At 64.0% G+C, this 23,409-nt stretch carries 24 protein-coding genes; 18 read left to right on the plus strand and 6 right to left on the minus strand.

The genetic code is table 11. The annotated features are described in order from the left end of the window. Positions 1–215: 215 nt before the first annotated feature. From ACYZGB_RS15615 to ntrC, 10 genes are all read left to right on the plus strand, one after another. Positions 216–974 carry a 16S rRNA pseudouridine(516) synthase gene (locus tag ACYZGB_RS15615; protein ID WP_462389557.1) on the plus strand — a complete coding sequence of 253 codons (759 nt, stop codon included), beginning with the start codon at positions 216–218 and terminating at the stop codon, positions 972–974. Positions 975–1,159: 185 nt separating this feature from the next. After that, positions 1,160–2,143, plus strand: coding sequence for a YncE family protein (locus ACYZGB_RS15620; protein ID WP_462389559.1), 984 nt, complete (start codon positions 1,160–1,162; stop codon positions 2,141–2,143). A gap of 17 nt (positions 2,144–2,160) precedes the next feature. Further along, positions 2,161–2,970, plus strand: coding sequence for a polysaccharide deacetylase family protein (locus ACYZGB_RS15625; RefSeq protein ID WP_462389561.1), 810 nt, complete (start codon positions 2,161–2,163; stop codon positions 2,968–2,970). Positions 2,971–3,057: 87 nt separating this feature from the next. Further along, the gene (locus ACYZGB_RS15630) at positions 3,058–4,071 is read left to right on the plus strand and encodes a sterol desaturase family protein (protein ID WP_462389671.1); all 1,014 of its coding nucleotides are present in this window, start codon (positions 3,058–3,060) and stop codon (positions 4,069–4,071) included. 41 nt (positions 4,072–4,112) lie between these two features. Then, positions 4,113–5,057 carry an EI24 domain-containing protein gene (locus tag ACYZGB_RS15635; RefSeq protein WP_462389563.1) on the plus strand — a complete coding sequence of 315 codons (945 nt, stop codon included), beginning with the start codon at positions 4,113–4,115 and terminating at the stop codon, positions 5,055–5,057. Then, on the plus strand, positions 5,054–5,875 hold the full coding sequence (locus ACYZGB_RS15640) for a competence/damage-inducible protein A (RefSeq protein ID WP_462389565.1): 822 nt from the start codon (positions 5,054–5,056) through the stop codon (positions 5,873–5,875). Before ACYZGB_RS15635 ends, ACYZGB_RS15640 begins: the two co-directional genes overlap by 4 nt. Positions 5,876–6,047: 172 nt before the next feature. Continuing rightward, entirely contained in the window at positions 6,048–7,463 is a 1,416-nt protein-coding gene (gene glnA / locus ACYZGB_RS15645; RefSeq protein WP_462389567.1) for a type I glutamate--ammonia ligase, read from the plus strand. A 213-nt stretch (positions 7,464–7,676) separates the two neighbouring features. Next, complete coding sequence (locus ACYZGB_RS15650) at positions 7,677–8,189, plus strand: hypothetical protein (RefSeq protein WP_462389569.1); 513 nt, start codon at positions 7,677–7,679, stop codon at positions 8,187–8,189. 84 nt (positions 8,190–8,273) lie between these two features. Next, complete coding sequence (gene glnL / locus ACYZGB_RS15655) at positions 8,274–9,296, plus strand: nitrogen regulation protein NR(II) (protein WP_137745198.1); 1,023 nt, start codon at positions 8,274–8,276, stop codon at positions 9,294–9,296. 51 nt (positions 9,297–9,347) lie between these two features. Further along, positions 9,348–10,991, plus strand: coding sequence for a nitrogen regulation protein NR(I) (gene ntrC / locus ACYZGB_RS15660; protein ID WP_462389570.1), 1,644 nt, complete (start codon positions 9,348–9,350; stop codon positions 10,989–10,991). A gap of 154 nt (positions 10,992–11,145) precedes the next feature. Here ntrC and xth read toward each other — a convergent pair whose 3' ends face one another. From xth to ACYZGB_RS15680, 4 genes are all read right to left on the minus strand, one after another. After that, positions 11,146–11,922, minus strand: a complete 777-nt coding sequence (gene xth / locus ACYZGB_RS15665; RefSeq protein ID WP_252661563.1) for an exodeoxyribonuclease III — start codon at positions 11,920–11,922, stop codon at positions 11,146–11,148. A gap of 75 nt (positions 11,923–11,997) precedes the next feature. Then, a complete protein-coding gene (locus ACYZGB_RS15670; RefSeq protein ID WP_462389572.1) occupies positions 11,998–12,486 on the minus strand; it encodes a dihydrofolate reductase in 489 nt (162 codons plus the stop codon). 31 nt (positions 12,487–12,517) lie between these two features. Then, positions 12,518–13,132: a DUF4337 domain-containing protein gene (locus tag ACYZGB_RS15675; RefSeq protein WP_462389573.1), complete on the minus strand. Its 615-nt coding sequence runs from the start codon at positions 13,130–13,132 to the stop codon at positions 12,518–12,520. A gap of 97 nt (positions 13,133–13,229) precedes the next feature. After that, the gene (locus ACYZGB_RS15680; RefSeq protein ID WP_462389575.1) at positions 13,230–14,099 is read right to left on the minus strand and encodes a thymidylate synthase; all 870 of its coding nucleotides are present in this window, start codon (positions 14,097–14,099) and stop codon (positions 13,230–13,232) included. Between the two features lie 113 nt (positions 14,100–14,212). Here ACYZGB_RS15680 and ACYZGB_RS15685 point away from each other — a divergent pair, with 113 nt between their 5' ends. Beyond that, on the plus strand, positions 14,213–14,725 hold the full coding sequence (locus ACYZGB_RS15685; protein ID WP_462389577.1) for an N-acetyltransferase family protein: 513 nt from the start codon (positions 14,213–14,215) through the stop codon (positions 14,723–14,725). Positions 14,726–14,879: 154 nt separating this feature from the next. Here the strand turns inward: ACYZGB_RS15685 and ACYZGB_RS15690 are convergent, their stop codons facing one another. Both ACYZGB_RS15690 and ACYZGB_RS15695 read right to left on the minus strand, forming a co-directional pair. After that, positions 14,880–15,173 carry a DUF4148 domain-containing protein gene (locus tag ACYZGB_RS15690; protein ID WP_462389579.1) on the minus strand — a complete coding sequence of 98 codons (294 nt, stop codon included), beginning with the start codon at positions 15,171–15,173 and terminating at the stop codon, positions 14,880–14,882. 92 nt (positions 15,174–15,265) lie between these two features. Then, entirely contained in the window at positions 15,266–15,553 is a 288-nt protein-coding gene (locus ACYZGB_RS15695) for a DUF4148 domain-containing protein (protein ID WP_462388874.1), read from the minus strand. Between the two features lie 439 nt (positions 15,554–15,992). On the opposite strand from ACYZGB_RS15695, the gene ACYZGB_RS15700 reads away from it, so the two are divergent. The 7 genes from ACYZGB_RS15700 to ACYZGB_RS15730 all read left to right on the plus strand — a co-directional run bounded on the left by ACYZGB_RS15700 (position 15,993) and on the right by ACYZGB_RS15730 (position 23,407). Then, positions 15,993–17,324 (plus strand): ABC transporter substrate-binding protein, encoded by a 1,332-nt coding sequence (locus tag ACYZGB_RS15700; protein WP_462389581.1) that lies wholly within the window; start codon positions 15,993–15,995, stop codon positions 17,322–17,324. A gap of 146 nt (positions 17,325–17,470) precedes the next feature. Further along, positions 17,471–18,334 carry a carbohydrate ABC transporter permease gene (locus ACYZGB_RS15705; RefSeq protein WP_056163511.1) on the plus strand — a complete coding sequence of 288 codons (864 nt, stop codon included), beginning with the start codon at positions 17,471–17,473 and terminating at the stop codon, positions 18,332–18,334. Between the two features lie 17 nt (positions 18,335–18,351). Continuing rightward, positions 18,352–19,200 (plus strand): carbohydrate ABC transporter permease, encoded by an 849-nt coding sequence (locus ACYZGB_RS15710; protein ID WP_462389583.1) that lies wholly within the window; start codon positions 18,352–18,354, stop codon positions 19,198–19,200. Between the two features lie 49 nt (positions 19,201–19,249). Further along, positions 19,250–20,302 carry an ABC transporter ATP-binding protein gene (locus ACYZGB_RS15715; protein ID WP_462389585.1) on the plus strand — a complete coding sequence of 351 codons (1,053 nt, stop codon included), beginning with the start codon at positions 19,250–19,252 and terminating at the stop codon, positions 20,300–20,302. Further along, the gene (locus ACYZGB_RS15720; protein WP_462389586.1) at positions 20,299–21,033 is read left to right on the plus strand and encodes an SDR family oxidoreductase; all 735 of its coding nucleotides are present in this window, start codon (positions 20,299–20,301) and stop codon (positions 21,031–21,033) included. The genes ACYZGB_RS15715 and ACYZGB_RS15720 overlap by 4 nt, the downstream gene beginning before the upstream one ends. A 19-nt stretch (positions 21,034–21,052) precedes the next feature. Beyond that, entirely contained in the window at positions 21,053–22,444 is a 1,392-nt protein-coding gene (gene dalD / locus ACYZGB_RS15725) for a D-arabinitol 4-dehydrogenase (protein WP_462389588.1), read from the plus strand. A gap of 30 nt (positions 22,445–22,474) precedes the next feature. Further along, positions 22,475–23,407, plus strand: a complete 933-nt coding sequence (locus ACYZGB_RS15730) for an AraC family transcriptional regulator (RefSeq protein ID WP_462389589.1) — start codon at positions 22,475–22,477, stop codon at positions 23,405–23,407. Positions 23,408–23,409 lie beyond the last annotated feature (2 nt).

The raw sequence follows: 23,409 nt of genomic DNA on the forward strand, positions 1-23,409 counted from the left end.
TCCCGAACAGGACAGTGAAACGACTTTGCGCCGATGATAGTGCGGGTTCCCGTGTGAAAGTAGGTCATCGTCAGGCTCTTACAGCCCAGAAAACCCCAGTCTCATCAAGACTGGGGTTTTTTGCTTTGCAGGGGCACAATTTTGCTTAGAGGCATGTGCAATAACTGGATTGCCTTGACTCTCATAGCGCCTCGCTGATTCACTCTGCTTTTGCCATGCAACTACAAGATATTCTGTATTCCCAAGGGTTTGGCACACGCCGCGTCTGCGCTGGACTGGTGCAACAAGGTTGGGTGGCTGTGCGTGAGCCGACTGTGAGTGCGGGTGAGTGCGAATATCGCCCTTGTACCGATGCAACCTCTGATTACGACCCCGAAGGGCTGGTTTTGCGGGTTCGGGGCATTGACTGGCCCTACCATGCCAAGGCCTATGTGCTGTTGCACAAGCCTGCCGGGACCGAATGTTCCCAGAAGCCGTCCACCTACCCTAGCATCTACACCCTGTTGCCCGCGCCATTGCGGCAGCGACCCACAAAGAGTGCGGTGCAAGGGGTTCAGGCGGTGGGGCGCCTGGACCAGGATACGACCGGCATGCTGCTGCTGAGCGATGACGGACAGTTCATTCACCGCATGAGTTCGCCTAAAAAGCATGTTCCCAAGGTCTACCAGGTCACAACCAAGCACCCGGTGGATAGCGCTCAGGTGACTCAATTGTTGGCAGGGGTGGTGCTGGATGACGATCCCAAGCCGGTTCGCGCTGCAGGTTGCGAGGTGGTTGCCAGCCGTTGCCTGAACCTGACCCTGACAGAAGGCAAGTACCACCAAGTCAAGCGCATGCTGGCTGCCGTGGGAAACCGGGTGGAAGGGCTGCATCGCTCCAGAATTGGCGGCATGGATTTGCCTGCTGACCTGGCGCCTGGTGCCTGGCGCTGGCTCGGTGAAGATGAGATGCGGCTGTTGACCCAAGTTGCCTGAAGGCTGGGGCCGCGCATCGGCGCATCCGCGCTGGGTGGCAGGGCTGGGCAGGGCGAGCCGATCAAAGAGCGTGTTGGCGCATGACCTTGGTCAATGTTCATGCTTGACGCGCTACGTTACTCCTGCAATCGCCGAGTGCGGGTGGGCGGGACGCTACACTCACAGGCTGTGTTGAAAGTGGCTCTGTGAAGATTTTTTCGATTGCACGTACATGTGTTGCCCTGTGTGGGCTGTGGCTGTCCATGGGGAGCGCGGTGGCTGCGGTGCCGCCTCTGTTTGTCCTCAATTCGCTGGAGGCCAATGTCAGTGTCATTGACCCGGCGACCTGGACGGAGACGACCCGGATTCCCACCGGCAAAGAGCCGCACCACCTCTACCTGACACCCGATGAAAAGTCGGTGATCGTGGCCAATGCCTTGGGCGACACGCTGACGTTCATCGATCCGCGTACGGCCCAGGTGCAGCGCACGGTGCGCGGCATTGTGGACCCGTACCACCTGCGCTTCAGCCCCGACATGAAGTGGTTCATCACCGCCGCCAATCGCCTCAACCATGTGGACTTTTATCGCTGGGATGGCAAGGACCTGACGCTGGTGCAGCGTGTAGCCACATCGCGCACGCCCAGCCATCTGTGGATCGACAGCCGCAGCACCACGGTATACGCCACCATGCAGGACAGCGATGAGCTGGTGGCCATGGACCTCGCCACCCAGACCATCAAATGGCGTATCAAGACCGGCACCATGCCGGCGGATGTGTACGGCAGCCCCGACGACAAGCGCTTGTTTGTCGGCTTGACCGGAAGCGACAGTGTCGAAGTGTTTGATGTCTCGGGGCGTGAGCCGGTGAGCATTCGGAAGATCAAGACCGGCAACGGGGCCCATGCATTCCGCGCTGCAGGGGATGGCCGCCATCTCTACGTGAGCAACCGCGTGGCCAATTCCATCAGCAAGATCGACATGACAACTTACCAGGTGGTGGAGTCGTACCCCGTGCCGGGTGGCCCCGACTGCATGGATGTGTCTGCCGATGGACGCTTCATTTACGTGAGTTCGCGTTGGGCCCGCAAGCTGTCGGTGGTGGATACCGAAGCCAAGAAGGTCGTGCGGCAGGTCACGGTGGGCAAGTCGCCCCACGGCGTCTGGACCTTGCACCACGCACCGCGTTGAGGACGAGGGTGGAGGCCATGGGCGCGAGGCTGGGCCACAAACCAACATTGGGGTGGCAGTTTGCTATACTATTTGTAGCAATTGCCGCATGTCCATCGGGCGCAAGCGCCCAAAATGATTGCAAGAAACCCCTGTATTTGACGTTCGACACCGGTCACATGGAGGTGGCGCCTCTGGTGGCCGAAGTGTTGAACCGCCAGCAGGTGCGGGTGACTTTTTTTGCGGCCAATGAACGCACCAAGCAAGGCGATGGCAGCCTGGGTGAACACTGGGCACCCTGGTGGCGTGCGCGCGCGGCAGAGGGCCACGAATTCGCCTCGCACACCTGGGACCACACCTACTGGCGTGCGGATGTAGGCACGGCGCAAGCCCCGATGTTTCGCGTGCGCCCTTCTGCGGGCCCTCGGGAGGGGCAGAATTTTCAGATGTCGGCGGCCGAGTACTGCGCGGAGATTGGTCGTGCTGCCGATCGCCTGAAGGTGGTGACGGGCAAGGCGCCGCTGCCACTGTTCCGCGCGCCCGGAGGAAAAACATCCCCCCAGCTGATCGCCACCGCGCAGGCCTGCGGTTATGCGCATGTGGGCTGGTCGCCCGCAGGTTTTCTGGGGGATGAACTGCCCAGCGAGAGCGCCAGCAATGCGGCCCTGCTGCGCAAGGCCCTGCGTGACGTGCGCAGCGGCGACATTCTTCTGGCGCACCTGGGCATCTGGTCCCGCAAGGACCCCTGGGCGCCGACCGTGCTGGAGCCCTTGATTGTGGGCCTCAAGCAGCAGGGTTTCTGCTTTCGGACCTTGCGGGAGCACCCCCAGTACGGGGTGGCCCGCTGATGGACAACAGGGCGGTGGGTTGCGCGGATGCCGATGCAGGCGCTTGCTGCGTGGCCTGTTGCAGCGCAGGCAAGGGAGCATGACGTGATGGGATCTCTGGGCAGTTGGTTCGATGGCGCGCAGCAATGGCTGTTTGAGGGTGTGCTGCAGCCGCTGATGTTCTCGCTGGGCCTGAGCAGCGTGCTGGAGACTGGCTATGAGGCTGCAGGCTGGCTCCTGGTGGGGTTGCTCCAGCTGGCGGTGATCGTGGCCGTGATCGGCCCGATGCAGCGGCTGTGGCCGGTGGAGCCAGTGACCAACCGAGCCACCATCCGCACCGACATCCTTTATACGCTGATCCACCGGCTGGGCGTGTTCCGCCTGGCCTTGTTCTTCACGGTGGACCCGCTGGCCGACTCCCTGTTTGGCGCCTTGCGCGTGGCGGGGGTCAGCACCTTCCAGCTGGATGGTGTCTGGCCGGGGATCACGGACATCCCCTGGGTGAGCCTGCTGCTGTACCTGGTGGTGTTCGATTTTGTGGACTACTGGATCCACCGGGGCCAGCACCACTTTGAATGGTGGTGGCGCCTGCATTCCCTGCACCATGCGCAGCAGCAGATGACCATGTGGAGCGACAACCGCAACCACCTGCTCGACGACCTGCTGCGGGACACGATTCTGGTGGTTGTTGCGCAGGCGATTGGCGTGGCCCCGGGGCAGTTCATTGCCATTGTGGCCATCACCCAGCTCAGCGAGAGCTTTCAGCATGCCAATGTGCGTCTGTGGTTTGGCCGCTGGGGCGAGCGCCTGTGGGTCAGCCCACGTTTCCACCGACTGCACCACAGCATTGGCATTGGCCATGAGACGGTGAAGCCTGCGGTGGCTGCAGCCGACGGTACGAAGTCCGAAGGACCCCGTGTGGTTCTGGGCGGCCACAATTTCGGGGTGCTGCTGCCCTGGTGGGACATGCTGATGCGCACGGCCAACTTCGAATGGCGCTTTGACCCCACCGGCGTGCGCGACCAGGTCGAGCCCGATGCGAAAGGGCGGTTGCGCGACTACGGCCAGGGGTTCTGGTCCCAGCAATGGCGGGGCGTGCTGAGGTTGTTCGGCAAAGCCTGATTTGTCTCCCTCCCATAGGCACCCAAGGTATGCTTGTCGACATGGGACTTCTGCTTGACTCTTTCTGGCGCGCTGCGGTCTATTGCCTGCGGCCGCGTGTTGTGGCCCTGTCGGTCTTGCCGTTGCTGCTGATGGTGGCTTTGGCGCTGGGCCTGGGTTATTTCTACTGGGATGCGGCGGTCCAGGGCATGCGCGCGATGCTGGACGCCTCCACGTTGCTCGCCAGCGTCTGGAGCTGGCTGCAGGGCTGGGGCCTGGGGGATGTGACGGCCGTGATGGCGCCCCTGATGGTGGTGCTGGCCGTGGCGCCTGTGCTGGTGGTGGTATCGCTGCTGGCAGTGGCGGTGCTCATGACACCCGCCTTGGTCGCACTGGTGGCCGACCGGCGCTTTCCGAACCTGGAGCGCAAGAAGGGCGGCTCCTTCATCGCCAGCGTGGCCTGGTCGGTGGGCTCCACTCTGTTGGCGCTGGTGGCCTTGGTGGTGTCGGTTCCACTGTGGCTGGTGCCGCCGCTTGTGCTGGTGCTGCCACCCTTGATCTGGGGTTGGCTCACTTACCGGGTCATGGTGTTTGATGCTCTGGCCGACCATGCCAGCAAGGAAGAGCGCCAGGAGATATTCCGCCGCCATCGCAGCAGCCTGCTGGGCATCGGCATCATCACCGGCTACCTGGGGGCGGCGCCCAGCATTGTCTGGGCCTCCGGGGTCGTTTTTGCGGCGGTTTTTTTCATCCTGGTTCCGCTGGCCATCTGGATCTACACCCTGGTGTTCGCGTTCTCGTCGCTCTGGTTCACCCACTACGGCCTGGCGGCACTGCAGCGCCTGCGGGCCGAATCTGCCGGGCTGGCGCCCCTGGCGGCCACCGCCAACGTGGTGGATGCCGTTGGGCCTCCTGCCGCAGCAGCAACACCCGCGTTGCCCGCCGCATCCTCTGCGGCCGCCTTGCCTGCGGCCCCATCTTCGTCCTCCGAGAATCCAGCACCATGACCCCCACCTTCGGCCTCATCATCGTGGGCGATGAAATCCTGTCGGGCAAACGTGCCGACAAGCACATGCCCAAGGTCATCGAGCTTCTGGCGGCACGGGGCCTGTCGCTGGCCTATGCGGACTATGTGGGCGACAGCCCTGACCGCATCACGGCGACCCTGCAGCGCGCCTTTGCATCGGGCGACGTGGTGTTCTCGTGCGGGGGCATTGGCGCCACGCCCGACGACCACACGCGCCAGTGTGCCGCCCGCGCCCTGGGGCGCGAACTGCTGCTGCACCCCGAGGCCGAGGCCCTGATCCGCGAACGCATGCAGGACGTGGCGCGGGAGCAGGGCGTACCCTACGAGGCCGACCGACCAGATAACGTCCACCGGCTCAACATGGGGGTGTTTCCGGCAGGGGCCCGCATCATTCCGAATCCCTACAACAAGATCCCCGGCTTCAGCTGCGAGGGGGCTGGCGGAGGGGCCGTGCATTTTGTGCCGGGCTTTCCCGTGATGGCCTGGCCCATGATCGAAGGGGTGCTGGAGCGGCACTACGCGGAATTCTTCAACAGCACGCCCCAGACCGAGCAGTCGGTGGTGGTTTATGGCGCCATGGAGGCCGCGTTGACGCCTCTCATGGAACGCATCGAAAAAATGCACCCGCAGGTGCGGGTGTTCAGTCTGCCCAGCGTGGATCATCCACAATACGGGCGGCATATCGAGCTGGGCGTCAAAGGGCCTGCACCGTCGGTTCCTGCCGCATGGCAGGAGCTGAAAAAAGGATTGCACGAATTTGGTGCAAACTGCGGCCCCGAATTGGTGCGCAACCTGTGATGTTCAGGCTCGATCCATGGATTGCACTGTTTTGGTGCTTTTGGGCAGATGCCGTGCCAACCCGTAGTCTGCGGCGCTCCTTCATAGTGCGGTAGTGCACTCGGCTGGCACGCAAACTGCTTTTATTTCGGCAAAATCTTTTTTCAACAAGCGCTTTACCCAGGAGAACCTGATGGCCAAGACCGTTGCAGACGTGATGAAGATGGTGAAGGAAAACGAAGTCAAGTTCATTGACTTCCGTTTCACCGATACCCGTGGCAAACAACAGCACACCACGGTGCCCGTCTCTCACTTCGACGAAGACAAGTTCATTTCGGGCCACGCCTTTGACGGTTCGTCGATTGCCGGCTGGAAGGGCATTGAAGCCTCCGACATGCAGCTGATCCCCGATCCCAGCACGGCCAACATCGATCCTTTCTTCGAAGAAACGACACTGATCCTGACCTGCGACGTGATCGAGCCCACCGACGGCAAGGCCTACGACCGCGATCCCCGCTCCATCGCCAAGCGCGCTGAAGCCTACCTGAAGGCTTCTGGCCTGGGCGACACCGCCTACTTCGGTCCCGAGCCAGAATTCTTCATCTTCGACGGCGTGCGCTGGAGCACCGAGCCCAACAACACGTTCTACGAAATCGAAGAATACGAAGCCCCTTGGAACACCGGCGCCAAGCTCGAAGGCGGCAACCGTGGCCACCGTCCCACCGTCAAGGGCGGCTATTTTCCCGTGCCTCCCGTTGACAGCACGCAAGACATGCGCGCCGAGATGTCCCTGATTCTCGAATCTCTGGGCATCCCGGTCGAAGTGTTCCACCACGAAGTGGCGGGCGCTGGCCAGAATGAAATCGGCACCCGTTTCAGCACGCTGGTGGAGCGCGCCGACTGGACCATCCTGCAAAAGTACGTGATTCACAACGTGGCCAACGCCTATGGCAAGACCGCCACGTTCATGCCCAAGCCTTACCACGGCGACAACGGCTCCGGCATGCACGTGCACCAGTCCGTCTGGAAGGACGGCAAGAACCTGTTCGCTGGCGATGGCTATGCTGGTCTGTCGGACTTCGCGCTGTACTACATCGGCGGCATCATCAAGCACGCACGTGCCCTGAACGCCATCACCAACCCCGGTACCAACAGCTACAAGCGTCTGGTGCCTCACTTCGAAGCTCCGGTGAAGCTGGCCTACTCGGCCAAGAACCGTTCCGCTTCGATCCGCATCCCTTACGTGGCCAACCCCAAGGGCCGTCGCGTGGAAGCCCGCTTCCCCGATCCACTGATGAACCCCTACCTGGGCTTCGCAGCCCTGCTGATGGCGGGTCTGGACGGCGTGGAAAACAAGATTCATCCCGGCGAAGCCGCTACGAAGGACCTGTACCACCTGCCCCCAGAAGAAGACAAGCTGGTGCCTACCGTGTGCCACAGCCTGGACCAGGCCCTGGAGCACCTGGACAAGGACCGCGCGTTCCTGACCAAGGGTGGCGTGTTCACCGACAGCATGATCGACGCCTACATCGATCTGAAGATGAACGAAGTGACCCGCTTCCGCATGGCCGTGCACCCTGTCGAGTACGACATGTACTACTCGCTGTAATCGTCTGCCTGCAGACCATTGCTCAGAAAAAGGCGGCGCAAGCCGCCTTTTTTTATGGGGCCGAAAACATCTCCATGGCCCGTGGCGGAACCAAGGTGGCGGGTGTTGCATCCTTGGATAAACCCCTGCCCAGGTCCGCCCTTGCTTGATTGGCGATGTGTGGCGATTGGTGGATACTCCTTTCTCTCCTGCATGTCCATGCGAGGAACCTGAATGAAAAAAACGCTCTTCACCCTGCTCCTCATTGCCTCCACGGCCCCGGCCGCCTGGGCACAAGACCGTATCTACCGCTGCGGCAACGAATACACCAACAACGCCACCCAGGCTAAGGAGCGCGGCTGCAGGCTGGTGGAAGGGGGCAATGTCACCGTGGTGCAGGGCACCCGGCCTGCATCGGGTGCGGCGCCTGCTCCCTCGTCTTCCTCTGGTGGTGGTGCGGCCACGTCGCCTTCTTCTGCGCCCAAGGTCAGCAACAACGACCAAAAGGCCCGCGACTCCGATGCACGCGCCATCCTGGAGTCCGAGCTGCGCAAGGCCGAGTCGCGCCATGCCGACCTCGTCAAGGAATACAACAACGGCGCCCCTGAGCGCAACGCGCTCGACCTGCGCAACCCCCAGCGCTACACGGAGCGCACGGCCGAACTCAAGGCCAGCGTGGCCCGCAGCGAAAGTGACATCGCCGGCATTAAGCGCGAGATCGCCCGCCTGCCTGCACCCGCCAACTAACCAACAACCCTCCTGCGTGTGAGTGTCCCTTCATCCCCTGAACTCCCCGGCACCGACACCGGGCGTTTTCATTCGCTGGACCTGATGTCCACCCTGGTGGCTGTGTTGCGCGCCGATGGCGCCGTGCAGTTTGCCAACGCAGCCCTGGAAAACACGCTGGGCCTGTCGCGACGCACCCTGGAGGGCGCGGACTTCTCCACCTTCTTTACCGACCCCGCCTTGCTGCAGACCGCCCTGGCAGGCGCCCGGGGCAAGGACTTTGCCGCGCTGCGCTACGAGGCCAGCTTGAAGCGCCTGCACCAGGAGCCCGTGCCCGTGCACGTCAACGTGGCCGATGCCGAACAGGTGGGCGAAATTTTGGTGGAGCTGTGGCCGCTGGAGCAGCAGGCCCGCCAGGACCGCGAAGAGCGCTTGCGCGACCAGGCCCAGGCCAACAAGGAACTCATCCGCAACCTGGCCCACGAGATCAAGAACCCGCTGGGCGGCATCCGGGGCGCGGCGCAGTTGCTGGAGATGGAGCTCGACAACCGCGAGCTCACCGAATACACCCAGGTCATCATCCACGAGGCAGACCGCCTGCAAAGCCTGGTGGACCGGCTGCTGGCACCCCACCGCCACCCGCACCTGGTGGGCGACGTGAACATCCATGAGGTGTGCGAGCGCGTGCGTTCGCTGGTGTTGGTCGAATACCCTCAGGGCCTCAAGGTCCAGCGCGACTACGACACCTCTATCCCCGAGTTCCGGGGCGACCGCGCCCAGCTCATCCAGGCGCTGCTGAACATCGTGCAAAACGGCGCCCAGGCGCTCACCGACCGCATTGCTGCGGGCGATGCCGTGATCACGCTGCGCACGCGCGTGGCCCGCCAGGTCACGTTCGGCCGCCAGCGCTACCGGCTGGCACTGGAATTGCATGTCATCGACAACGGACCGGGCGTACCCGACGCCATCAAGGAACGGATTTTTTATCCACTGGTGTCGGGGCGGGACGGCGGATCAGGGCTGGGGCTGACGTTGGCGCAAACCTTCGTACAGCGCCACCATGGGTTGATCGAATGCGACAGCGTACCGGGTCGCACCGACTTCCGCATCCTGATCCCCTTGCCTTAAAAGCGCACGATGGTCCCTGACACGCAACCACAGGGAAGGTAAGAAAAATATATGAAGCCGATCTGGATAGTAGATGACGACCCCTCGATCCGCTTCGTCCTGGAGAAAGCGCTGGCCCGCGAGAACCTGCCCACGCGCAGCTTCACGCACCCCCGCGAAGTGCTGGGCGCACTGGCCGATGTCACCGCAGGCGACCCAGCCCGCCAGGGCCCCCAGGTCCTGGTGAGCGACATCCGCATGCCCGGGGGCTCGGGCCTGCAACTGCTGGAGAAGGTGCGTGAGCTGCAGCCCGGCCTGCCCGTCATCATCATGACGGCGTATTCCGACCTCGACAGCGCTGTGTCGGCCTTCCAGCGCGGCGCGTTCGAATACCTGCCCAAGCCGTTTGACCTGCCCAAGGCGGTGGAGTTGATCCGCCGCGCGGTGGAAGAAAGCCAGCGCGAAGAAGTCACCGAAGAGCGCCAGACCGCGCCCCCCGAAATGCTGGGCCAGGCGCCCGCCATGCAGGACGTGTTCCGCGCCATCGGGCGGCTGTCGCAAAGCCAGGTCACGGTGCTCATCACCGGCGAATCGGGCTCGGGCAAGGAGCTGGTGGCGCGCGCGCTGCACAAGCATTCGCCCGTGGCAGACGGCCCCTTTGTGGCCATCAACACGGCTGCCATCCCCAAGGACTTGCTGGAGAGCGAACTCTTCGGCCACGAGCGCGGCGCCTTCACCGGCGCGCAGACCCAGCGGCGCGGCCGCTTCGAGCAGGCCGAGGGCGGCACCATGTTTCTCGATGAAATCGGCGACATGCCGTTTGACCTGCAGACGCGCTTGCTGCGTGTGTTGTCCGACGGCCAGTTCTACCGCGTGGGCGGCCATGCAGCCGTCAAGGCCCATGTGCGCGTGATTGCCGCTACCCACCAGAATCTGGAGCAGCGCGTCAAGGAAGGCGGCTTCCGCGAGGACTTGTTCCACCGCCTCAACGTGATCCGCCTGCGCCTGCCTGCGCTGCGCGAGCGGCACGAAGACGTGCCCATGCTCACGCGCCACTTTCTGCAGCAAAGCGCGCGGCAGCTGGGCGTGGAACCCAAGCGCATTGCCGATTCGGCACTGGCGCGGCTGGAGCAGTTCGCCTTCCCCGGCAACGTGCGCCAGCTGGAGAACATCTGCCACTGGCTGACAGTGATGGCACCCGCGCAGGTGATCTCCCTGCAAGACCTGCCCCCCGAGGTGCTGGAGGCGCCGGTCTACCAGCCGCCGGTGCGTGCAACGGCGGGCGCCGAGCCTGCGGCCACGGTCACATCCATGCCCGTGGCGCCGCTGGCCGCTGTGGTGCCTGTGGTGCAGGCCCCCGCCGCGCCGCAGCCTCCCGCCGAAATGGTAGGAGGGCTGCACCCCGCTGGGCCGGTGCCTGCGTCCATGCCTGCCGCTGTGCCGTCCTGGTCGGCCGACGCTGCTGTAGCGGCCCCCGCAGCCACGGCCCACAGCTGGGAGCAGGCGCTGGAAGCCGAAGCGCAAAAGCTGCTGGCGGGCGGCCAGCCGGAGGTGTGGGATGCACTCACGCGGCGCTTTGAGTCGCGCCTGATCCGCACGGCCCTGGTAGCCACCCATGGGCGCCGCATGGAAGCCGCACAGCGCCTGGGCATTGGGCGCAACACCATCACGCGCAAGATCCAGGAACTGGGGCTGGACGCACCCGACGAGGCGTGAGCGCCCGCCTGACAGTCGGATAGCCGAATAGAAAAGAGCCCCTGGCAGCGGCAAGCTGCCAGGGGCTCTTTGGCTTTGGTGATTCAAAAATCAAGAAAAAAAGGCTGTTTGCGCGCGCCCCTATTACCTTGAAAGCTATTGAATCAGTAGCAAATCAACCCAGGGTCACCACCACCGGTGTGTGGTCGCTGGGCTGCGGGTTCTTGCGCGGGGCGCGGTCCACCACGCAGCCCGTCACCGTGGGTTTGAGGGCCTCGCTCACCAGGATGTGGTCGATGCGCAGGCCCCGGTTTTTCTGGAAACCCAGCATGCGGTAGTCCCACCACGAGAAGCTTTTTTCGGGCTGCTCGAACATGCGGAACGCATCGGTCAGCCCCAGCCCCAGCAGCGCCTGGAAGTGGTTGCGCTCTTCGGTCGTGTGATGGATGGTTTCGCGCAGGCCTTCGGGGTCGTACGAGTCGCGGTCTTCGGGTGCCACGTTGAAGTCGCCCACCAGCACCAGGCGCGGGTGGGCGGCCATCTCGGCGCGCACCATGTCCTGCAGTGCCTGCAGCCAGCGCATCTTGTAGGCGAACTTTTCCGAACCCGGCTCCTGACCGTTGACGAAGTAGCCGTTGAGCAGGCGCAGCGGGCCTGCTGGCGTGTCCAGCGTGGCGGCGATGACGCGGGCCTGCTCATCGCCAAAGCCGGGGATGTTGCGCACCACGTCGCGCAGCGGGTGGCGGCTCAGGATGGCCACGCCGTTGTAAGTCTTCTGACCGAAGGCGGCGGCTTCGTAGCCCGCTTCCTTCAGCGCGTCGTGCGGAAATTTGTCGTCGGTGAGCTTGAGTTCCTGCAGGCACAGCGCATCGACCGGGTTGGCGGCCAGCCAGGCCAGCACCTGCGGCAGGCGCACCGACAGGGAGTTCACGTTCCAGGTGGCTATTTGCATAAGTTTTTGGCCTTTAGCGCGCGTCTATCAAGCGCTGGTAGCTATCAATAAGTGAGTGAACGGAGGCGGTGGTGTTCAGGCCGCCCGCACATAGGTCACAAAGCTGAAGGGCAGGCCGTTGGTGCTCACGTGGCTGCTGCGTGCGGACTCGACCCAGGCCGCGCCCAGCGTGGGGGCGTAAGCATCGCCGTCGAAGTTTTTGTCGATCTCCGTCACCTCCACACAGTCGGCCAGGGGCAGGGCCTCGGCGTAAATCTGCGCGCCGCCGATCACCCACACCATCTGGCCAGCATCCCACGGGGCCAGGGCATCCGCCAGGCTGGCCGCGCGCTGCGCACCGTCGGCCTGCCAGTCCGCCTGGCGCGTCACCACGATGTTGGTGCGGCCGGGCAGGGGGCGAAAACGCGGGGACAACGAGTCCCAGGTCTTGCGACCCATGACCACCGGGCAGCCCTGGGTGAGCTGCTTGAAATGCGCCATGTCCTCTGGCAAGTGCCAGGGGAGCTGGTTGTCCCGGCCGATGACGCCATTGGCGGCGCGGGCGTAGATGAGGTGCAGGGGCATGGGGCTCGGTGCTTTGTGGGGGTTGATCCGGTCAGATGTGCAGGGCGGCGAGCGCGCCCACGCCCAGGCCCACGGCGGCCACGCCGTACATGCCGTATTCCAGCCACTTCTTCCTGGTCAGCAGCGCAATCGCAGCCAGGGCAATCGCCACCTGCAGCGCCGTGGTGGCCTGGGCCCAGCGGTGGTGCTGGTGCATCTGGGCTTCGCTTTTCTGGTCGAAGGCATGGGCATCGGCCTCCAGCTTTTCGGCCACGGCCTTGATCTCGTTCTTTTCTTTTTCGTAGCGGTCGATCTTGCCCTGGTACTTGGCCTTTTCGGCTTCGGCGGGGGTCAGGTCACGTGCCAGTTCGGCCAGGCTTTGTTTGGTGCTTTTGGACTGGAAGTAATTCCACTGGTTGGAGGCCTCTGTCTTCTTGATGGCCGCGTCGTTCTTGAGCAGCCCGGCATTGGCCTGCGTGGCCCCGCCCATGTAGGCAAAGATGGCACCCACCGTGGCCACGATGGCGGTGAACATCGCGATCTTGTTCATGGACGAGCCATTGCCCTCCGCGCCATGGCTGGAAGCGTGGTCGCCGTGGTGGCCATGGGTGGCATGCTCGACTGCGTGGTCGTGGGGGCCGTGTACGTGAAATCCGCCGGAAGACATGGGTAAGTGTGGGGAGGTTGTTGTGATGGATGCCAGGCAAGCGCTGCTGCGCTGGCCTGCGGGAACGGGTTTCGGTGCTGGTGCGGGCAGCGAGCGGCTACACCGCCACGGGCGCCTTGATGGCCGGGTGGCACTGGTAGTCCACCACGTCAAAGTCTTCGTACTCGTAGTCGAAGATGTTGTCCGGCTTGCGCTTGATGTTCAGCACCGGGTAGGGGTAGGGCGTGCGCGCCAGTTGCGTCTGCACCTGCTCGTGGTGGTTGCTGTAGATGTGGCAGTCGCCGCCAGTCCAGATGAAGTCGCCCACATCCAGGTCACACTGCTGCGCCACCATGTGCGTCAGCAATGCATAGCTGGCGATGTTGAAGGGCACGCCCAGAAAGATGTCGGCACTGCGCTGGTACAGCTGGCAAGACAGCGTGCCGCGCCCGCCGGGCTCCTGTGCCGGGGCTACGTAAAACTGAAAGAACGCGTGGCAGGGCATGAGCGCCATCTTGTGCAGCTCAGCCACGTTCCAGGCGCTCACGATGATGCGGCGCGAGTCGGGGTTGGTCTTGAGTGTTTGGATGACATCGGTGATCTGGTCGATGTGCCCGCCGTCCGGCGTGGGCCAACTGCGCCACTGCACGCCGTACACCGGGCCCAGGTCGCCGTCTTCGCGCGCCCATTCGTCCCAGATGGTCACACCGCGCTCTTTCAGCCAGTTGTTGTTGCTGGAGCCGGTCAGGAACCACAGCAGCTCCTGGATGATGGACTTGAGGTGCACCTTCTTGGTGGTGACCAGCGGAAAGCCTTCCTTCAGGTCAAACCGCATCTGGTGCCCGAACACGCTGGTCGTGCCGGTGCCCGTGCGGTCCGACTTGTGCACGCCGTGGGTGAACACGTGGCGCATGAAGTCTTCGTACTGGGAGCGCGCGGGGCGGGCGAGCAAGGCAGGAGCTGCCGGGGTGGCAGAAGGCTGGGTCATGGGATCGATCACTCAGAGTGGGGCGCCGCCATCAAGGGGGTGGCCGTTGCCGACTGCGGATTTTATGCGGAGCGGGAGAATGCGGGACTCGCCTTCCATCCCTTGCACCTGCCATGATGACTCCTGCCACTCCCGCCACCATCCGCCCCTTCCAGTCTGCCGACTGGCCCGCCGTATGGCCCATCCTGCGCACCACCTTCCAGGCCGGCGACACGTATGCCTTTGCCCCTGACAGCACCGAGGCCGAGATCCACAAAGCCTGGGTAGAACTGCCTGCCGCGACCTTTGTCGCCTTGGGCGCGGGCGGGGAGATTTGGGGTACCTATTTCATCAAGCCCAACCAGGCCGGGCTGGGCGCCCATGTGTGCAACTGTGGCTATGTGGTGGCGCCTGCCGCGCAGGGGCAGGGTGTGGCCTCGTTGATGTGCGAGCACTCCCAGCAGCAGGCCGTGGCCATGGGTTTTCGGGCCATGCAGTTCAATCTGGTGGTGGCCAGCAATGTGCGCGCCGTGCGGCTGTGGCAGCACCTGGGCTTTGCGATCGTGGGAACGCTGCCCGGGGCCTTCCGGCACCACACGCTGGGCTATGTCGATGCCCACGTGATGTTCAAGACGCTGGTGGCCTGAGCTTTTCCCGGATGTAAAAAAGGGCTCCCATGCGGGAACCCTTTCACCCTTTCAGGGAGTCGGGGGGAAACACTTCCACATGGTGGCAGCACCCGCACCGCGCGAAGTGCCGCCACCATGGGAAGTCCCGCAACTGTGTCAATCGGTCAACCGTTTACATGGCGCTGAATTCGCCCGAAGGGATCTGGCCGGTGCGCAGGGCTTCAGCAGCCAGGGCACGCACAGCAGCGCGGTCAGCGGTGGACTTGTAGGTCACCACACGCGAACCAGCGGGTTCGATGCTGCGGGTCTGGGCCACGGTAGCGGCTTCAGCAGCCACTTCAGCACGGGTGCGGTTCGTGTCGAACTTCAGAGCGAACTGCGAGCCATCGGCTTCGTCAGCGTGGGCACCAAAAGAAGCGAAAGCAGCGACAGCGGCGATGGACAGGAAACGTGCGGTCTTGTTCATGGTGAAACTCCGATGAAATTCAAAAAAGAGGGATGTACTGGGCAATACGAAACAGGAAGGGCGGTGGATTCAGCGAATCAGGCGCTGAAGAATCAACCACGCTCACCGTAAGAAATCTGGCCGGTGCGCACGGCGTCAGCAGCCTGGGCACGCACAGCAGCGCGGTCGGCGGTGCTCTTGTAGGTCACCACACGCGAACCGGCGGGCTCGATGCTGCGGGTCTGGGCCACGGTGGCGGCTTCGGCGGCCACTTCGGCGCGGGTGCGGTTGGTTTCGAACTTGGTAGCGAACTGCGAAGCATCGGCTTCGTCAGCGTGGGCACCAAAAGAGGCGAAAGCAGCGACAGCGGCGATGGAGAGGAAACGTGCGGTGTTGTTCATGATGAAAATCCTTGAAGTTAAAAAAGCGTCTCAAAAAAACCGGGTCAAAAACCAATCCTGAACCGGGTTCGGTGAGTCGCCTTGCGGGTTCGGCTCATCGATGGGTTGAACTGTACGCCGATGGTGTTCAGAGAAAAACCATCTAGTCGCAAACTGACTGTTCCAGTTTTGGAAACAGTGGGCGCGCACGAGGCGCGCGCCTGTGCCGAATTTGCACAGCGCCCCGCAGGGCCAGGGCAGGCATCCCAGGCCCGCAATGCACATACCCAATTGATGGATATAGGTATAAATCCTGAGATTCTGGCGAAAATTAGTATGTGTGAGGCTTTTCAAAGTATCAACTGAGCATCAGAGCATCGGTATCGTTCAGGCCATCAATGCCAGCCATCCGACCGGCGTTGAATGGCAGATCCATACCAACTACGCAGGAGACGTTCCGATGCCCCGTTCCACCCGTCCACACACCCGCCTGGCCCTGGCCGTTGCTGCCCTGGCGGCATCGCTGTGCGGCGCCGCTGCGCATGCGCAGACCGAGCTCGTGATTGCCACCGTGAACAACGGCCACATGATCGAGATGCAAAAGCTCAGCAAGAACTTCGAGCAGGCCAACCCCGACATCAAGCTCAAGTGGGTGACGCTCGAAGAAGGCGTGCTGCGCCAGCGCGTGACCACCGACATCGCCACCAAGGGCGGCCAGTTCGATGTGATGACGATTGGCATGTACGAGGCGCCCATCTGGGGCAAGAAGGGCTGGCTGCAGGAGCTGAAGACCGACGCCGCCTACGACGTGGACGACCTGCTGCCTGCCGTGCGGGGCGGCCTGTCCATCGACGGCAAGCTGTTCGCCGCGCCGTTCTACGGTGAAAGCTCCATGCTCATGTACCGCAAGGACCTGGCCGACAAGGCCGGCGTGCAGGTGCCCGAGCGTCCCACCTGGCCGCAGATCAAGGACCTGGCCGCCAAGATGCACGACCCCAAGAACGGCGTGTACGGCATCTGCCTGCGCGGCAAGCCGGGCTGGGGCGACAACATGGCGTTCCTGACCACGCTGGTCAACACCTTCGGCGGCCAGTGGTTCGACATGCAGTGGAAGCCGCAGCTCGAATCCAAGCCCTGGAAGGACGCGATCACCTTCTACGTCGACCTGCTCAAGAACTACGGCCCACCCGGCTCGTCGGCCAACAGCTTCAACGAGATCCTGGCGTTGACCAACTCCGGCAAGTGCGGCATGTGGGTGGATGCGACCATCGCCGCGTCGTTCGTGGCCGACCCCAAGCAGTCCAAGGTGGCCGACCAGATGGCTTTTGCCCAGGCTCCCACCATGAACACGCCCAAGGGCGCCAACTGGCTCTGGTCGTGGAATCTGGCGATCCCCGCTGGGTCCAAAAAGGTGGATGCCGCGCAGAAGTTCATCACCTGGTCCACCAGCAAGGATTACATCCAGCTGGTCGCCAAGACCAACGGCTGGGCCAACGTGCCCACCGGCACGCGCAAGAGCACCTACGCATCGCCTGAATTCCAGAAGGCCGCCCGCTTTGCCGCCGCCGAGAAGGTCGCCATCGACTCGGCCAACCCGACCGATTCGACCCTGCCCAAGAGCCCTTACGTGGGCGTGCAGTTCGCAGCGATTCCGGAGTTCCAGGCCATCGGCATCGCCGTGGGCCAGCAGATGAGCGCGGCGCTGGCGGGCAAGACTACGGTGGATGCGGCGCTGAAGGCATCGCAGGTGTCGGCTGACCGCGAAATGAAGAAGGCTGGCTACTACAAATAGGCATTCATTCGGCTACTGCGCGGGCCGATCCGGGGCCGGTGTTCCTCGCCGTACGAGAGTACGGCTGCGGTACAGCGACCCCGCCTCGGCCCGCTCGCGACGCCGACTGAACGCCTATTTCCGCTGGACTTTTTTCTGAGGCTCCCATGAACCGCCGCCTGCTTCCCCGTCTGCTGCTCACGCCAGCCATGGCCACGCTCTTCCTGTGGATGATCGTGCCGCTGGTGATGACGATCTACTTCTCGCTCATCCGCTACAACCTCATGCAGCCCGACCAGACGGGCTTTGCGGGGCTGGAGAATTTCGAGTACTTCGTCACCGACCCATCGTTCGGGGCCGCAGTGGTCAACACCGTCTTGCTGCTGGGCAGCGTGATCCTCATCACGGTGTTCTTCGGCGTGGCGATCGCACTGCTCATCAACGAGCCGTTTCCGGGCCGGGGCATCGTGCGGGTGCTGCTGATCTCGCCGTTCTTCGTCATGCCCACGGTCAATGCGCTGATGTGGAAGAACATGATGATGAACCCCATCTACGGCGTGCTCGCGCAGGTGTGGATCTTCTTCGGCGCGGCGCCGGTGGACTGGCTCACCGACCACCCGCTGTTCTCGGTCATCGTCATGGTGTCGTGGCAGTGGCTGCCGTTCGCCACGCTGATCTTCATGACGGCGCTGCAGAGCATGAACCACGAGCAGCTGGAAGCATCGCGCATGGACGGCGCCAACTACTTGCAGCAGCTGCGCTACCTGTACGTGCCGCACCTGGGCCGCTCGGTGGCCGTGGTGGTCATGATCGAACTCATCTTTTTGCTCAGCATCTTTGCCGAGATCTACACGACCACGGCCGGCGGGCCGGGCGATGCCAGCACCAACGTCACCTTCCTGATCTTCAAGCAGGCGCTGCTCAACTTCGACGCGGGCGTGGCCTCGGCCGGGGCGCTGTTCGCAGTCGTGCTGGCCAACATCGCAGCCGTGTTTTTGATCCGCATGGTCGGCAAGAACCTCGACAAATAAGACCAGAGGCAACGCACATGACTGCAACCACCACACGACGCCGTTCCAACTTTCCGCTGGGGCTGCTGGCCCTGCGCAGCGCTGCCGCCTGGGGCGTGGCCCTGCTGCTGTTCTTTCCGCTGGGGTGGCTGTTCCTCACGGCCTTCAAGACCGAGCTGCAGGCCATCGCGGTGCCGCCGCTGTTCGTCTTCACGCCCACGCTTGAGAATTTTCATGAAGTGCAAGAGCGCAGCGACTACCTGTTGTACGCCAAAAATTCGGTCATCACCAGCGTGCTGTCCACCCTGGTTGGGCTGATGCTGGCAGCGCCCGCGGCGTATGCCATGGCCTTCTTCAAGGGCAAGTACACCAAGGACATCCTGATGTGGATGCTCTCGACCAAGATGATGCCCGCCGTGGGCGCGCTGGTGCCCATCTACGTGCTGGCGCAAAAGAGCCACCTGCTCGACACGCAGCTCGCGCTGATCATCGTGTTCGCGCTGTCCAACCTGCCCATCATGGTCTGGATGCTGTACTCGCACTTCAAGGACATCCCGCACGAGATCCTGGAGGCCGCGCGCATGGACGGCGCCACGCTGTGGCAAGAGGTGCGCCTGGTGCTGCTGCCGCTGGGTATGGGTGGCCTGGCATCCACCGGCCTCCTGTGCCTGGTGCTGTCGTGGAACGAGGCCTTCTGGAGCCTGAACCTCAGCGCCGCCAAGGCCGGCACGCTGGCCACGCTGATCGCGTCCTACTCCAGCCCCGAAGGCCTGTTCTGGGCCAAGCTGTCCGCCGCGTCGCTGATGGCCATTGCGCCCATCGTGGTGTTCGGCTGGTTCAGCCAGAAGCAGCTCGTTCAGGGCCTCACCTTCGGTGCCGTGAAGTAACGCGCTGCTTTCCTATCTAACGCAATCAAGATTTCAGGAACCCGATTCCATGGCCTACCTTCAACTGCGCGGCATCGAAAAATTCTTCGGCGAGCACCGCGCCATCAAAGGCATCGACCTCACCATCCAGCAGGGCGAGTTCATCGTCTTCGTCGGCCCGTCGGGCTGCGGCAAATCCACGCTGCTGCGGCTGATCGCGGGGCTCGAAGCCATCGACGGCGGCTCGCTCATGCTCGACGGCCGCGACATCACCGACCAGCCGTCGAGCAAGCGCGACCTGGCCATGGTGTTCCAGAGCTACGCGCTGTACCCGCACATGAGCGTGTACGAGAACATGAGCTTCGCGCTCAAGCTCGCCAAGGTCGACAAACAGGTGATCGACGAAAAGGTGCAGAACGCCGCGCGCATCCTCAACCTCACCAGCTATCTGCAGCGCACGCCCAAGGAGCTGTCGGGCGGCCAGCGCCAGCGCGTGGCCATCGGCCGCGCCATCGTGCGCGCACCCAAGGTGTTTCTGTTCGACGAGCCGCTGTCCAACCTCGACGCGGCGCTGCGCGGCCAGACCCGGGTGGAGATCGCCAAGCTGCACCGCGACCTGGGCGCCACCACCATCTACGTGACGCACGACCAGGTCGAGGCCATGACGCTGGCCGATCGCGTGGTGGTGCTGCGCGACGGCGTGATCGAGCAGGTGGGCACGCCGCTCGAGCTGTACGACAAGCCCGCCAACCAGTTCGTGGCCCAGTTCATCGGCACGCCGCAGATGAACGTGGTGCCCGTGGACAAGCTGCCGCAGCCCGTGCAGCAGCAGGCGCCAACGGCCCGCGATGGTGCCGCCGTGGGCGCCATCGGCCTGCGCCCCGAGAACATCACCGTGCGCAACACCGGCGCCACGCCCGTGGGCGGCCAGGTGGACCTGATCGAAGCACTGGGCGCCGAGACGCTGATCTACGTCAGCACGCCCGGCGGCGCGCAGTTCGTCTCGCGCCAGAACGACCGCACGGGCCTGCGCGCAGGCGATGCGGTCAGCCTGGACATCGATGCATCGCACGCGCACTGGTTCGACACCGCCGGCCGCGTCGTGGCGGGCCACGCAGCATGAGTGCCGCGCAGACCCTGCAAGGACAGGTGGCGGCGGTCACCGGCGCTGCCTCGGGCATCGGGTTCGCCAGCGCCCAGGCCATGGCCGATGCCGGCGCGCGCGTGGTGCTGATCGACCGCGACGAGGCCGCGCTGGCCAAGGCGTGTGCCGCCATTGGCCCCAGCGCCTTGCCGCTGGTGCTGGACCTGCTCGATGCCAAGCAGTGCGCCAGCCTGCTGCAGCGCACGCTGGCGCTCGCGGGGCAGCTCGAGATCTTTCACGCCAACGCCGGGCTGTATGTGGGCGGCGACCTGGTGGATGCCGACCCCGATGCCATCGACCGCATGCTGAATTTGAACGTCAACGTGGTGATGAAGAACGTGCACAACGTGCTGCCCCACATGATCGAGCGTGGCCGGGGTGACATCATCGTCACCAGCTCGCTGGCCGCGCATTTCCCCACGCCGTGGGAGCCCGTCTACGCGTCGTCCAAGTGGGCGGTCAACTGCTTCGTGCAGACCGTGCGCCGCCAGGTGTTCAAGCACGGCATCCGCGTGGGCTCCATCTCGCCCGGGCCCGTCATCACCTCGCTGCTGGCCGACTGGCCCGCGGAAAAGCTCGCCGAAGCCAAGGCGAGCGGCAGCCTCATCGAGGCCTCCGAAGTGGCCGACGTGGTGCTCTTCATGCTCACCCGCCCGCGCGGCATGACCATCCGCGACGTCGTGATGATGCCCACGAATTTTGATCTCTAGAACCCTGTTTTCACGCACCATGAATTTCATCCTGCATCTGGGCCTGGGCTCCTTCCACCGTGCCCACCAGGCCGTCTACGTTCACCAGCTGCGCCAGCAAGGTGACACGGGCTGGGCCATCGCGGGTGGCAACCTGCGCCCCGACATGGCCGACACCATTGCGGCCCTGCAGGCGCAGGGCGGCCGCTACACGCTCGAGACCGTCACGCCCCAGGGCGAACGCAGCTACACCGTCATCGAATCCATACAGCGCGTGATCCCCTACCAGGACGACCTGGCCCCGCTGATCGCTGCAGGCGCCGACGCGGCCACGCGCATCATCAGCTTCACGGTGACCGAGGCGGGCTACTACCTCGATGCCCAGAACCAGCTCGACTGGGCCACGTTTGCCGACCTGCGTGCCGACCTGGCGGCCGTGAAAGCCGGCCAGGCAGGCCACACCATCTATGGCGGCCTCGTCAGCATCCTGCGCGCACGCATGCGCTCGGGTGCCGGCCCCGTCACGCTGATGAACTGCGACAACCTGCGCCACAACGGCGACCGCTCGCGCAGTGGCCTGCTGCAGTTCATCGACGCGCTGGGCGACGCAGAGCTCAAGGCCTGGGTGGTGCAGCACACCAGCAGCCCCAACGCCATGGTCGACCGCATCACCCCACGCCCCACGCCCGATGTGGCCGAGCGCGTGCGCGCAGCCACTGGCTGGGACGACAAGTCGGCCCTGATGGGCGAGAGCTTCATCCAGTGGGTCATCGAGGACGACTTCATCGCCGGCCGGCCCGACTGGGAGACGGTGGGCGTGGAGATGGTGCAGTCGGTGCAGGCCCATGAAGAGGCCAAAATCCGCCTGCTCAACGCCACCCACAGCTGCATTGCCTGGGCGGGCACGCTCGCGGGCTACCAGTACATCCACGAAGGCACGCACGATGCGGCCATCCGCCAGATGGCCTACGACTACGTCACCGACGACGCGATCCCGGTGCTGCTGCCATGCCCCATCGACCTGGAGCAGTACCGCGACGTGGTGCTGGACCGCTTCGGCAACCCCGCCATTGCGGACACCAATCAGCGCGTGGCGATGGACGCGTTCTCCAAGATCCCCGGCATGATCGCGCCCACCATCCGCGACAAGCTGGAGCGCAACGCGCCGTTCGACAGCGTGGCCATGCTGCCAGCGCTGTTTCTGGCCTACCTGCAGCGCTGGCACGCGGGGCAGATCCCCTACACCTACCAGGACCAGGCCATGGACCCGACCGTGGCGCATGCCATCTGCGACGCCGCTGACCCCGTGGCGGCCTACGCCGCCGACACGACCCTGTGGGGCGAGATGGCCAGCCACCCCCAATTGGTAGACGCGTTGCGCAAAGCCTATACCCGCGTGCTGGCCTTTGTGGCAGAGCGGACAAGCGCCTGATGCTGGTGTAACTTCAGCCCACCCACTGCCATGACCGTGAAGATGCCCACCGCCCCGCGTCAGACCAAGCCCGAGCTGGAGCACGACTACGTGCGCTCGCCCGCGCTGGGCTACGAGTCGCCGGACACTGCGGGCTTCATCCGCTGCCTGGCCCACGGCTTTCCCACGCCGCTGGCGCGCTGGCATTACCACGACGAGTACGAGCTGCACCTCATCACCGCGACGTCGGGCAAGGTGTTTGTGGGCGACTGGATCGGGCAGTTCCAGCCCGGCCACCTGGTGCTGACCGGCCCGCGCCTGCCGCACAACTGGATCAGCATGGACCTGCCCGAAGGCGGCGTGCCGCTGCGTGACCTGGTGATCCAGTTCTCGCACGCGCCGCTGGTGGCCAGCAGCGAGAGCATCCCCGAGCTGCGCGAGGTGCTGCCCCTGCTGGAGCGCGCGCGCCATGGCATCGAGTTCTTTGGTATGGAGGCGCAGGCGCAAGAGCACTGGCACCGCATCAAGGCGCGCCAGGGCCTGGCCCGGTTCGGCGCGTTCTGCGAATTCCTGAGCGATCTGGCGCGCTGCACCGACTTTCGCCTGCTGTCGAGCACGCAGCTGCAGAGCGAGGACAACGACGCCCAGCTTGACCAGATCAACGCCATCGTGAGCCGCATTACCGACCACCTGGCCGAGCCGCTGGCCGCCGCCGACCTGGCACAGGAGCTGGGCATGACCGAGAGCCGCTTCTCGCGCTTCTTTCGCCGCGCCACGGGCAACACCTTCACCGACTTCGTGAACCTGGTGCGCGTGAACCGCGCCTGCCAGCTGCTCATGGAGTCCGACCGCTACATCACCCACATCGCCTACGACGTGGGCTTCAACAACATGGCCAACTTCAACCGCCGCTTCCTGGACATCAAGGGCATGACGCCCAGCGAATTCCGCAAGCAGGGGGCGGGGAGATTTGGCAAGGTGTGAGG

Source organism: Acidovorax sp. Q11 (assembly GCF_054950075.1).

Excerpts from the sequence above, each read along its gene's own strand:
- ACYZGB_RS15615 (WP_462389557.1), top strand. The coding sequence starts at position 216 with ATGCAACTACAAGATATTCTGTATTCCCAAGGGTTTGGCACACGCCGC.
- ACYZGB_RS15625 (WP_462389561.1), top strand. The coding sequence starts at position 2,161 with ATGGGCGCGAGGCTGGGCCACAAACCAACATTGGGGTGGCAGTTTGCT.
- ACYZGB_RS15630 (WP_462389671.1), top strand. The coding sequence starts at position 3,058 with ATGGGATCTCTGGGCAGTTGGTTCGATGGCGCGCAGCAATGGCTGTTT.
- ACYZGB_RS15635 (WP_462389563.1), top strand. The coding sequence starts at position 4,113 with ATGGGACTTCTGCTTGACTCTTTCTGGCGCGCTGCGGTCTATTGCCTG.
- ACYZGB_RS15640 (WP_462389565.1), top strand. The coding sequence starts at position 5,054 with ATGACCCCCACCTTCGGCCTCATCATCGTGGGCGATGAAATCCTGTCG.
- glnA (WP_462389567.1), top strand. The coding sequence starts at position 6,048 with ATGGCCAAGACCGTTGCAGACGTGATGAAGATGGTGAAGGAAAACGAA.
- ACYZGB_RS15650 (WP_462389569.1), top strand. The coding sequence starts at position 7,677 with ATGAAAAAAACGCTCTTCACCCTGCTCCTCATTGCCTCCACGGCCCCG.
- glnL (WP_137745198.1), top strand. The coding sequence starts at position 8,274 with ATGTCCACCCTGGTGGCTGTGTTGCGCGCCGATGGCGCCGTGCAGTTT.
- ntrC (WP_462389570.1), top strand. The coding sequence starts at position 9,348 with ATGAAGCCGATCTGGATAGTAGATGACGACCCCTCGATCCGCTTCGTC.
- xth (WP_252661563.1), bottom strand. The coding sequence starts at position 11,922 with ATGCAAATAGCCACCTGGAACGTGAACTCCCTGTCGGTGCGCCTGCCG.
- ACYZGB_RS15670 (WP_462389572.1), bottom strand. The coding sequence starts at position 12,486 with ATGCCCCTGCACCTCATCTACGCCCGCGCCGCCAATGGCGTCATCGGC.
- ACYZGB_RS15675 (WP_462389573.1), bottom strand. The coding sequence starts at position 13,132 with ATGTCTTCCGGCGGATTTCACGTACACGGCCCCCACGACCACGCAGTC.
- ACYZGB_RS15680 (WP_462389575.1), bottom strand. The coding sequence starts at position 14,099 with ATGACCCAGCCTTCTGCCACCCCGGCAGCTCCTGCCTTGCTCGCCCGC.
- ACYZGB_RS15685 (WP_462389577.1), top strand. The coding sequence starts at position 14,213 with ATGATGACTCCTGCCACTCCCGCCACCATCCGCCCCTTCCAGTCTGCC.
- ACYZGB_RS15690 (WP_462389579.1), bottom strand. The coding sequence starts at position 15,173 with ATGAACAAGACCGCACGTTTCCTGTCCATCGCCGCTGTCGCTGCTTTC.
- ACYZGB_RS15695 (WP_462388874.1), bottom strand. The coding sequence starts at position 15,553 with ATGAACAACACCGCACGTTTCCTCTCCATCGCCGCTGTCGCTGCTTTC.
- ACYZGB_RS15700 (WP_462389581.1), top strand. The coding sequence starts at position 15,993 with ATGCCCCGTTCCACCCGTCCACACACCCGCCTGGCCCTGGCCGTTGCT.
- ACYZGB_RS15705 (WP_056163511.1), top strand. The coding sequence starts at position 17,471 with ATGAACCGCCGCCTGCTTCCCCGTCTGCTGCTCACGCCAGCCATGGCC.
- ACYZGB_RS15710 (WP_462389583.1), top strand. The coding sequence starts at position 18,352 with ATGACTGCAACCACCACACGACGCCGTTCCAACTTTCCGCTGGGGCTG.
- ACYZGB_RS15715 (WP_462389585.1), top strand. The coding sequence starts at position 19,250 with ATGGCCTACCTTCAACTGCGCGGCATCGAAAAATTCTTCGGCGAGCAC.
- ACYZGB_RS15720 (WP_462389586.1), top strand. The coding sequence starts at position 20,299 with ATGAGTGCCGCGCAGACCCTGCAAGGACAGGTGGCGGCGGTCACCGGC.
- dalD (WP_462389588.1), top strand. The coding sequence starts at position 21,053 with ATGAATTTCATCCTGCATCTGGGCCTGGGCTCCTTCCACCGTGCCCAC.
- ACYZGB_RS15730 (WP_462389589.1), top strand. The coding sequence starts at position 22,475 with ATGACCGTGAAGATGCCCACCGCCCCGCGTCAGACCAAGCCCGAGCTG.